Raw genomic sequence first — 10870 nt, forward strand, 5'->3', positions numbered from 1 at the left:
GTAACTATTAATACAATCGGCAATACACTGAGCAATTATCATAGAACTTAAACAAAAAATAAAACTTATTTTCTTTAGGCAATCCATTGCTACCACCGTACTTACAACTATTAATTTATTTCGACCGTGTAATTTATTTTGACCGTGTTGATTTAAAAAAGTTCCCAGGGGTCTGCGCCTGAAATTGGCTTTATCAGGCGGTGAATCTGAGTGAACCATCAGGACTCTGATATTCACGTAGACAGAGTACCGCATAGCCACCGCTGACCGGATGATACAGACAACGTTATTCTATCCAGCAAAAAAACAGTTAAAAAAAGATCAACCATTGTTCTTGCTTTCTGTTGCGGTATTTCCTCTTTTGCATCGCCCTGCAATTCTGCTTCTTCGACTTTTGAGCACTTACGAAGAACCCTCTGAATATTCAATTCCACAGGATCAGGTAGTTATATGTCTTGTGGATAAAAAATATCACTTTATAAGTCTAAACACGCCTCAAATGCAGGGATTATCAACCTTACAGTGGGTAGGCTCTCTTAGAAATGGCTTGTGGAAAGCTGCATAGAGAAACTATTTATAGGTACCGGGATAAGATATTGATAAATTTCGGTTGTGGATAAAAGCTCTTTTACCCACAGGTAAACTACATCTTAACCGGAAGATCCCAACAGCAGACTGACATACTTATTCATTTTATAAGATGTTGATATATATTTATTTTTTTTGCTTATCCACAGAAAGTACTCACACTATACATAATAAAAAAATCTAATAAACACTACGTTAAAGATGGCAACTGTATTTAATGTTACTCACAGGTAAAGACCTCTAAAGGCAGTGGGAAGACGACATAGAAGACTTCGGGCTTTACGACTGACCCGCTGCCTGATGCCGCTCTAAGCTATACACCGATAGCAATAGACCTCTCTCAGCTGAAATAAACAGGCTGAATAGCGTCTGTTATGAAAAGGATGCGTGTTGTGGACAAAAGAGTTGAGGTATAATCCGCCTCTTTTTTACTGGCCTGTTAACGAATAAAGGTGATGTGACCTTGGCAGTGGATTTTCCAACCCGGTTTGATGTGATAGTGATAGGTGGTGGCCATGCGGGCACAGAGGCCGCACTCGCTTCTGCACGCATGGGTGTTAAAACACTCTTGTTGACCCATAACATCGAAACTCTGGGGATGATGTCCTGTAATCCTGCCATCGGTGGTATTGGTAAGAGCCACTTGGTGAAAGAAGTGGATGCCCTGGGTGGAGCCATGGGTCTGGCGACGGATTTGGCAGGTATTCAGTTTAGGGTTTTAAATGCGCGAAAAGGTCCCGCTGTCAGGGCTACCCGAGCCCAGGCTGATCGAGCACTCTATAAAGAAGCGATCCGGAATATTCTGGAAAATCAGGACAATTTGTGGATATTCCAGCAATCCGCTGATGACCTGATGATAGAGCAGGGTCAGGTCACTGGTGTTGTGACGAACATGGGTATCCGATTCCTTTCAACTAATGTCGTTCTGACCGCTGGGACTTTCCTGGGTGGTCGAATTCATATTGGTCTGGAAAATCACAGTGGTGGCAGAGCAGGAGATCCTCCTTCCATCGCTTTGGCCAATCGATTGAGAGATCTTGATTTGGCCGTTGAGCGTCTGAAAACAGGCACGCCTGCCCGGATTGACGCCCGTTCTGTTGATTTTTCGGTGATGGAAGAGCAACCGGGTGACACACCGGTTCCGGTTATGTCGTATCTGGGCTCTTTTGAACAGCATCCACGTCAAGTGTCTTGTTATATTACTCATACCAACGAACGGACCCATGAGATCATTCGCGGTGGTCTTGATCGTTCACCCATGTTTACCGGGGTGATTGAAGGCATTGGCCCAAGATACTGCCCTTCCATTGAAGACAAGATCACCCGTTTTGCAGACAAGTCATCACATCAGGTGTTCCTCGAGCCAGAGGGCCTGAATACCAATGAACTTTACCCCAATGGTATTTCCACCAGTCTGCCCTTCGACGTTCAGGTCAATCTGGTGCGTTCTATCCGCGGTCTGGAAAATGCTCACATTACCCGTCCGGGTTATGCCATTGAATACGATTACTTTGACCCAAGAGGTCTGAAATATTCTCTTGAAACAAAAGCAATAGATGGTTTGTTCTTTGCCGGACAGATCAATGGCACCACGGGCTATGAAGAGGCCGCGGCCCAGGGACTACTGGCTGGTTTGAATGCCGGTTTGAGAGCTCAGGGTAAGGAGAGCTGGTGTCCTCGCAGGGATGAAGCCTACATTGGGGTTCTGGTAGACGACCTGATTACTAATGGCACCAGTGAGCCTTATAGAATGTTTACCAGCCGTGCGGAATATCGCCTGATTCTGCGTGAAGATAATGCAGATTTGCGATTGACAGAAAAAGGTCGTGAGTTCGGTCTGGTGGATGACAGGCGCTGGTCGGCTTTCTGCGACAAAAAAGAGCGAATAGAAAAGGAAAGTGAACGCCTGCGGACCACTTACATTCATCCAAAGACTGAAGCTTCGGCAAAAATCGATAGCAAGCTCTCCAACCCCATCAGTCGTGAATACAGTTTGCAGGAACTGCTGCGTCGTCCGGAGCTGACTTATGTGGATGTTGCTTCACTCTCCGGTGAGCCGGAGGAAAACCCTCAGGTGTGTGAGCAGGTTGAGATTGCTACCAAATACGAAGGCTATATCCATCGTCAGACAGAAGAGATTGATCGCCTGCGTCGCTACGAAGGTACAAAGATCCCTGAGACTCTGGATTACAGTGTGATTGAGGGCCTGTCTAATGAGCTGAAGCAGAAACTCGCTGATAACAGGCCAGAAACCCTGGGAAGGGCTTCCCGTATTCAGGGGATGACACCTGCAGCGGTCTCGTTGCTACTGATTCATCTTAAAAAACGTTCGATGGTTGCCTGATTTTTGCCCACTGATGCAGGCCTGAATTTCTAGTTGAGAGATGAAGCCTGTTTCGATTCGGGCATCGGTTTTTCCTTTTCAGAGCCCGCTCTCGGAAAGACTGGCGCTTTGTTTTTAAACGATTGCACAGTCCCATTCGGTCTTTTCTCAGCGGGTAGAGCTTAACGGGTTGAGCGATTAGAGCGGGTTTCCTGATATTCAGAGTCGATGCTGAGAAGTCGGTGATTAACTGAGTCTGTTCTCTAACGGTTAATCCAGTTTTTGATGGCTTACCGGAGAAAAGATCAGCCCCTGACTTGAGCCTGCCAAGAATAGTCTGTGAGAGTCGTTTGATTATTTTTTTCATAAGTCTATTGATAACACAATGTATGACTTTCCAAAGAAATTAGTGAAGGCATAGCCACCATCCAGAATAACCGTGCGAAATAATCAATAGACAGTAATGTTCATGCTTAGCTGAGAGTTTATCATGACTCTCTCTTGTCTGATTGAGGATTTGTTCTGCGGGCCTGTGAGATTGACGTGCAATCAGAAAGTTCTGAATTCGACTGAATACGCTTATTGCAATACACTATCCACCAAGCCGTAAGGCTCTTAATCTATGTACCCTATCTGGACTGATTCTTGATGTCATTTCTGTCCTTACGTGAACGTATCTGCGAGGGCGCAGCTGCACAATCCCTGTCGCTGGCGGATAGCCAGGCGGACATGCTGGCCCGTTATGTAGAGCTGCTAGCCAAGTGGAACAGAGCTTATAATCTGACCGCCGTCAGGGATCCGCTGGAAATGGTGTCTCGGCATATACACGACAGCCTTAGTATTGCTCCCTTTATGGAAGGTGATTATCTAATGGACGTAGGCTCCGGGCCCGGTCTGCCAGGCATACCTATGGCGATCCTTAACCCACAAAAGCAATACACGTTGCTGGACAGTAACGGTAAGAAAACCCGTTTTATGACTCAGGCTAAAACAGAACTGGGTCTTGAAAATGTCACAGTGGCAAATTGCCGGGTAGAATCCTTTGAGGCACACCAGCCGTTTGACGTTATTATGTCCAGAGCATTCAGTTCTCTGGCTGATATGGTCAATGGCACACACCATCTGATCAGGGCGGGTGGAAAGTTTCTGGCAATGAAAGGCCTGTTTCCGGAACAGGAACTGGTTGATCTGAAGCAGTCAAGACCGGAAATTTCCCTTCTGGAAAGTCATGCTCTGTACGTTCCGGGTTGTGAAGCACAGAGGCATCTGGTTATCCTGAAGGCAGACGTGTAGTTTAAACAAACAGCTTTTTAAAAACACAAAGACGATACGGTAGCAATTGGCAGTGGGAAAAATTCTTGCGGTAACGAACCAAAAAGGTGGGGTAGGAAAGACCACTTCCTGCATCAACTTGTCCGCCTCTCTGGTGGCGACCAAACGAAAGGTTTTACTGGTTGATATGGACCCTCAGGGCAATGCCACGACGGGAAGTGGTATCAATAAGCATGGTCTGGAGTATTCCTCCTATCATGTTTTGACCGGACGATGCACCATTGATCAGGTTATTCAGAACGCAGAAGAAGCCGGCTACGACGTGGTTCCCACTAACGCCGACCTCACTGCCGCTGAAGTTGAACTCATGTCAATGGAGGCCAGAGAGACGCGGCTGAGAAATGCACTTTCTGCTGTTAGTGATCGCTACGACTTTATTCTGATTGATTGCCCTCCGTCGCTTAATATGCTGACGCTGAATGCTCTGACTGCTGCAGAAGGCGTCATAATACCCATGCAGTGTGAGTATTATGCTCTGGAAGGCTTAACCGCTCTGATGGAAACCATTACCGGTATCAGACAGACCGTTAATCCGAAGCTGCACATTGAGGGTCTGCTCAGAACCATGTACGACCCCCGAATGGGTTTGACCAACGAAGTCTCCAGACAGTTGATTGGCCATTTTGGCGATCAGGTTTATCGTACCGTTATCCCACGGAATGTGCGTCTGGCAGAGGCTCCAAGCCATGGTAAGCCGGTACTGGCTTATGACCGAACCTCCAGAGGAGCGGTTGCTTACCTGGCACTGGCGGGTGAGCTGGTTCGCAGACAAGAGGCTCTTAACAAGGGGCTCAAGACTGAAAGGAAGACAGGAACCTGATGGCTAAAAAACGTCTTGGCACCAATTTAAGTGCGCTGATGGGAGGCGCTAACCTCTCTTCATCCGTTTCCGATGAATTAACCAACCTGACAGAAACGTCTGAAGGCGAAACCTTTCAGGACAAGGAGCTGAAAGAGATTCCTGTCGAGTTTGTGGTGCGTGGAAAATATCAGCCGCGTCGGGATATGCATCCGGATGCTCTGGAAGAACTGGCTGAAAGTATCAAGGCCCAGGGCATCATGCAACCCATTGTGGTTCGCCCGTTGTCTCATAATCGTTATGAGATCATTGCCGGAGAACGTCGCTGGAGAGCTGCACAGCTTGCCGGCCTGGCTGAAGTGCCTGCCCTGGTCCGGGATGTTCCTGACGAAGCGGCTATAGCGATGGCACTGATCGAGAACATTCAGCGGGAAGATCTTAACCCTATTGAAGAAGCCATTGCGCTTTCACGCCTGCAGAAAGAGTTTGAACTGACTCAGCAGGAAGTGGCTGAGGCCGTGGGTAAATCCAGAGCAGCAGTAGCCAATATCTTACGTCTTATGTCGTTGAGTTCTGACGTAAAAAAAATGCTGGAATACGGTGACCTGGAAATGGGGCACGCCCGCGCTCTACTGCCACTGTCTGATATGGAACAGCTGGAAGCCGCAAGAACCGTCGTGGCTAAGGGGCTCTCTGTTCGCCAGACAGAAGCTCTGGTGCGTCGCATGGTGCAGGAAAAAGAGCAGGGTAAGAAAAAGACCTCGAAGAAAATAGATCCTGACATCAAACGTCTGGAGGACGACTTATCGGATCGTGTCGGAGCCAGAGTGGCCATTACCCACAATGCCAAAGGCAAGGGAAAACTGGTGATTTCCTACAATAGCCTGGATGAACTGGACGGGGTTCTGGCTCATATTCAATGAGTGCCCCATACCCAATAAACACAAGGTAGGTTATACGCAAAGCCCTGATAATAATGTTGTTGGCATTCATGTATTTCGATTACAACTTCGATGCGATTGAAGGAGTTGAGTATCAGATTGATGTCACTCAACCTGTCCGGTATTGCCCGAACTGTGGAGCACGGTACCGGAATTGACTCCAAGCGTGGGCGTCTCAAGCGCTTCTTCGCCCGGAGTGGCATGGAGCTTGATAATATTTCCACAATGGTCGTTGACTGGATGGTGCCCGAAGGGAACTGGGTTGTCTGTCTGGATCGCACCAACCGGGACTTTGGTGATGGTAACTTTGCAGGTACCAGAGAGAAGTTTGTTGCTTTCGCTGCTCCTGATGAAAATCGTCAGGTCCTGGCTGATTACATTGGTCAAACGACTAAAGAGAAAGGTCAGGTTGTTCCCAGTGCCAACAACAATTAGAGTATTACTGGATTGACCTGTCAGAGAAGCGATATTGAAAGCGGCTAATTGTTTTTAATGAAGCGTTTTTAAAAATGGGCTCAGAAGTCGAGCAGAATGTAGGCAGATTGCAGACCAAAAAATCGGCTGCATAAAGCAGCCTAATAGCTGTCGCACACTGTCAGTTTGAAAAAGCTATAGAATTTTGTCCTGAAGATTACTGGTTTTAATAAACAAAATCCGATAACAATTTCACTGCTATGATAAATGCATTTCCAGGAACAGTGGCTGTTCTTCTGGTGCAAATGCTATGTGCTTAATATGTTTTATATTTTTGTCGTGACTCGTGATCTCGGTCGTATCTGCCGATCTTTCAATGTCGGAAGTTGAAAGTAGCGGTTACGTATTGTTCTTGATGATGGCGAGCGAATTATAGAGGTCTGAAGGTCTCTGCGGATAATCAATAAAACTATAGACACTTATAAGTCGAGCTTATGTGTTCTGTATATCACTATTATCCGGGTTGGTTAAATCAGCTCATTACTTGGTCAAACCCGGTTTAACCCTGAAAAAGTTATCGTATTTTATCCTGAAAAAAGCCAGGGAGGATGAAAAAGCAGGATAAATTTTCCTACAAAATGCTTATTTCAAATACTTATCTGCTTCACGAAAAAAAGCGCTAAGACTATCAAGTGTTGATGGGTTTTTTCTCTTTTTTTTGCAAGTCACAATTTTCTCGAGAACAGATGTTTGTTTTTTAAGATCAACCCAATGCCTTATATTAGTGTCATCATATTCCCTGTGCATGGCTACTCCTCATTGGATAATTGTTATAGGAATTTCTTTTGGGTACGCTTTCAAAAGATCCCTATAAAAAGTTTTATTATTGGTCTGGTGATGGTCAATAAATTATAAGAAGCAGGCTTATTTCTTGAATAATCAATAAATCAATGGAGTCTTATAAGGAAGACTTATGAGTAGGTGATTGTAAATCTATTTTTAATTCAAAACTTGTTCGGACTCCTTAGAAAAAACAAAAATTATCGAAAGATGACATACTCTTCTTTATAATTAAAAATCAATTATTTATGCGATAAATGTAATATTATTTTATGTCTGTTGAGATTGGTTTCAGCCATGTTTAATTTATGCCAACCGCGGTCGTAACGTCCTTTTTGAGTGGGCCATTGGTATCGGAGCAGTAGATGCATATCACATTGAGACAGCTTGCAATTTTTAAGGCGGTCGCCCAGTGCGGCAGAGTCACTGCAGCGGCAGAATCGCTGTTTATTTCACAGCCTGCTGCCAGTATGGCTCTGTCAGAACTGGAGAAGCATTTAGGTCCTTTATTTGACCGGCACGCTGGCGCGTCCATGACATTAAACGATTCTGGACGTGCATTATTACCATTGGCTGCAGAGCTGATTGACCGCGCCCATGAGATCGAAACGCAGTTTATAGAGAACAGCTGTTATGAAGAGGGAGCGCTGAAGATTCATGCAAGTTCCACCATTGGCAATAACCTGATGCCTCGTATCCTTGGGGATTTTTTCAAGGAATTCCCTCATATCAGGGCCGAATTGACGGTTGATAATACCCGTAGTATTCAGCAGAGAATATTGGCTATGGAGGTTGATCTGGCCGTAGTGGAAGGTAGCTGTCTGCACCCGGATATTGAAGTGATCCCCTGGCGCGAAGATGAGCTTGTTATTATTTGTCACCCTGATCATCCCATGGCCGGGAAGACAGTGGATCTTCAGTCACTGAAAGACGAAGAGTGGATACTCAGGGAGACAGGCTCGGGAACACGTGAACTGTTTGATGAAGTGCTGGCTGCACGCTTGTGTACGCCCAACGTCATTATGAGCCTTAACCGGGCTGAAGCCGTTAAGCAGGCTGTCATGGAAGGACTGGGTATTGGTTGTATTTCCAACCTGGCTGTATGGCGAGCCAGGAATGCGGGTCTGCTATCAACAATCAGCGTGTCTGACCTGACCCTGAATCGTCATTTTTATTTGTTACTAAACAGAAAAAAATATCGAAGTGGTGTGATCAAGAAAGTCGCTGATTTTATTTTGAGATGGGATGACAAGCTTTTAATCAGTTAATGATTGGCCGCTATCCATTCAGGTTGGCGGGATGTTACTGTTCCGTAGTCGTATAAAACCAACCCTTAAGATATTAGTTGAACGTAGGTGCATGTCACTAGTATACTTTCGCGCGCCGAAGGGGTGAAAAAAAGTTCTAAGATTTTCAGTTGTGTGAAGTTTTACCATCTGATGTTTAACTGTCTTCACACATCGCAAAGGCTGAAACCCCTGCCAGTTTCTGAGGGGCGGATTAAGACTTATCAGGCCTGTCATGATGTTCAGGTAAAATACAGGAATCTATGTCTGTAGAAACGACGTGGAGAGCCAAAAGCAAAGAGATGTTTAGAAGTGACAGTCGGGCCAGGTACCCGCATTTGCAACAGCCGCGTTTCTATCGTGTTGTCGTTGCTCAACTGTTGACTACAGTATCTCTGACATTGCTTTTGCTGCCGCTGGGTAAGTCTTTCGCTGTATCCGCTCTGTCAGGTGGTTTGGCATGCAGTATCCCCAATGCTTATCTGGTCTGGAGAGCATTTCGATATCGGGGAGCCAGTGCGGCGCAGGAAATAGTCAGGTCATTTTACCAGGGTGAAGCCGGAAAGTTTGCTTTAACGATCCTTGCGTTCATTCTGATTTTTACACTGATACCGTCAATCGAACCCTTGGCGATGTTCGGTGCATTTGCTTTGATTCAGGCAGTAAGCTGGCTGACCCCTCTACTAATAAAGAGTTGACGCGGGTTTACTGACGACAGATTTATACAATGATGGTGTACGGGAAAATTCATGGCGACGACTGCATCTGAGTACATAGCCCACCACCTGCAGAATCTTACATTCGGTAAGCTGCCTGCAGGTTTTGAACGTGTTGATAATTATGGCAATGAGCTGGGTGTTCTGTCGGAAGACACCTGGACTTTTGCCCAAACTGCTGCTGAAGCAAAAGAAATGGGCTTTTGGGCGTTTCACGTAGACAGCTTGTTCTGGTCAGTTCTGCTGGGTGTGGTCTTTATCACGATCTTTCGTATGGTAGCCAAGCGTGCTTCTGCCGGGGTTCCCACCGGTATGCAGAATCTTGTCGAAATGGTCGTTGAATTTGTTGATGGCAGTGTCAAAGACTCCTTTCATGGTAGAAATAACCTGATCGCACCGCTTGCATTGACTATATTCTGCTGGGTTTTCTTCATGAACCTGATGGACTTGATCCCTGTCGACTGGATTCCTGGTCTGGCCACTGTGTTGGGCATTCCTTATATGAAAATCGTACCGAGTACAGATCCGAATATTACATTGGGTATGTCCTTGTCCGTCTTTATGTTAATTATCTTTTACTCGATCAAAGTGAAAGGTATTGGTGGGTTTATTGGTGAGCTGACTCTGCATCCGTTCAGCAGCCCGAATAAAGCTGTGCAGGCCCTTTTGATTCCAATCAACTTTCTGCTGGAATCCGTTACCATGATTGCCAAACCGATTTCTTTGGCTCTGCGTCTTTTTGGTAACATGTATGCAGGTGAGCTGATCTTCATTCTGATTGCTCTGGTCGGCTACATGCAGCTACCTCTGCACTTTGGATGGGCTGTTTTCCATATTCTCGTGGTCACTCTGCAAGCATTCATTTTTATGATTTTGACCATCGTTTATCTCAGCATGGCAAGCGAAGACCATTAATAATAGATATTGCACGTCAGGTGACTGACGTGGTGTGTTAACTAACCTAAAACTTCAACTTAACAAAGACCACAATAGGTCGGGAGGAAATATGGAACTGGTAGTAGGTCTGACTGCAATCGGTGTTGCTTTCATGCTGGGTCTTGCGGCTCTGGCTACAGCTATCGGCTTTGGTTTGTTGGGCGGCAAATTCCTTGAAGGTGTTGCCAGACAGCCTGAAACGGCTCCTATGTTGCAAACCAAAATGTTTATCGTAGCGGGTCTTCTTGACGCTGTGCCTATGATTGCAGTAGGTATAGCCCTGTTCTTCACCTTTGCTAACCCGTTTGTAGCTCTGGTTCAGTAATAGCTGTAGTGAAGATCCGGCTTGGCGTTGATGTACGGCCGGTCTGATAAAACCGTATCGAAACGATAAGCCGAACAAAGATCCTGGTTAGTACTCAATGGCTGATACGCTGACCCAAGCAACTTTGTTGGAAGCGTCTTATTTTGCTAAATAAAATAGTACGCTCATCTGAGGCAGGATTTTAAGATTTTACTGGAGCATTTGGAGTTCGCATGAATATCAATGCAACTATCATCGGTCAGACGATCGCTTTCGCGGTGTTTGTCTGGTTCTGCATGAAGTATGTATGGCCACCCATCATGCAGGCCCTTAACGACCGCAAGAAACAAATTGCTGACGGACGGGACGCTGCAGCCCGTGGTCAAAAAGA

General features: G+C 45.9%; 10 protein-coding genes and 1 pseudogene. 10 read left to right on the forward strand and 1 reads right to left on the reverse strand.

What is annotated here, in order from left to right:
* A partial coding sequence (locus KDK19_RS07735; RefSeq protein WP_257291681.1) for a hypothetical protein occupies positions 1–219 on the reverse strand: 219 nt, incomplete at its 3' end.
* 838 nt (positions 220–1057) lie between these two features.
* On the opposite strand from KDK19_RS07735, the gene mnmG reads away from it, so the two are divergent.
* The 10 genes and pseudogenes from mnmG to KDK19_RS07785 all read left to right on the forward strand — a co-directional run.
* Complete coding sequence (gene mnmG / locus KDK19_RS07740; protein ID WP_257275614.1) at positions 1058–2932, forward strand: tRNA uridine-5-carboxymethylaminomethyl(34) synthesis enzyme MnmG; 1875 nt, start codon at positions 1058–1060, stop codon at positions 2930–2932.
* Between the two features lie 627 nt (positions 2933–3559).
* Positions 3560–4204: a 16S rRNA (guanine(527)-N(7))-methyltransferase RsmG gene (rsmG, locus tag KDK19_RS07745; RefSeq protein ID WP_257281903.1), complete on the forward strand. Its 645-nt coding sequence runs from the start codon at positions 3560–3562 to the stop codon at positions 4202–4204.
* A gap of 52 nt (positions 4205–4256) precedes the next feature.
* Positions 4257–5063 (forward strand): ParA family protein, encoded by an 807-nt coding sequence (locus KDK19_RS07750; RefSeq protein WP_257275763.1) that lies wholly within the window; start codon positions 4257–4259, stop codon positions 5061–5063.
* Positions 5060–5965: a ParB/RepB/Spo0J family partition protein gene (locus tag KDK19_RS07755; RefSeq protein WP_306674591.1), complete on the forward strand. Its 906-nt coding sequence runs from the start codon at positions 5060–5062 to the stop codon at positions 5963–5965. Before KDK19_RS07750 ends, KDK19_RS07755 begins: the two co-directional genes overlap by 4 nt.
* A 117-nt stretch (positions 5966–6082) precedes the next feature.
* Complete coding sequence (locus tag KDK19_RS07760; protein WP_257281901.1) at positions 6083–6418, forward strand: hypothetical protein; 336 nt, start codon at positions 6083–6085, stop codon at positions 6416–6418.
* Positions 6419–7602: 1184 nt separating this feature from the next.
* A complete protein-coding gene (locus tag KDK19_RS07765) occupies positions 7603–8505 on the forward strand; it encodes a LysR substrate-binding domain-containing protein (protein WP_257291682.1) in 903 nt (300 codons plus the stop codon).
* Between the two features lie 281 nt (positions 8506–8786).
* Positions 8787–9221: an ATP synthase subunit I gene (locus KDK19_RS07770; protein WP_257253761.1), complete on the forward strand. Its 435-nt coding sequence runs from the start codon at positions 8787–8789 to the stop codon at positions 9219–9221.
* A 51-nt stretch (positions 9222–9272) separates the two neighbouring features.
* The gene (gene atpB, locus KDK19_RS07775; protein ID WP_257253759.1) at positions 9273–10154 is read left to right on the forward strand and encodes a F0F1 ATP synthase subunit A; all 882 of its coding nucleotides are present in this window, start codon (positions 9273–9275) and stop codon (positions 10152–10154) included.
* A 91-nt stretch (positions 10155–10245) separates the two neighbouring features.
* Entirely contained in the window at positions 10246–10500 is a 255-nt protein-coding gene (gene atpE, locus KDK19_RS07780; RefSeq protein WP_257253757.1) for a F0F1 ATP synthase subunit C, read from the forward strand.
* A 212-nt stretch (positions 10501–10712) separates the two neighbouring features.
* Positions 10713–10870: pseudogene (locus tag KDK19_RS07785) on the forward strand (F0F1 ATP synthase subunit B); the annotation flags it as partial.

The sequence above is a fragment of the Endozoicomonas sp. ONNA1 genome (assembly GCF_024606325.1).
In the GTDB taxonomy this organism is placed as follows: Bacteria; Pseudomonadota; Gammaproteobacteria; order Pseudomonadales; family Endozoicomonadaceae; genus Endozoicomonas_A.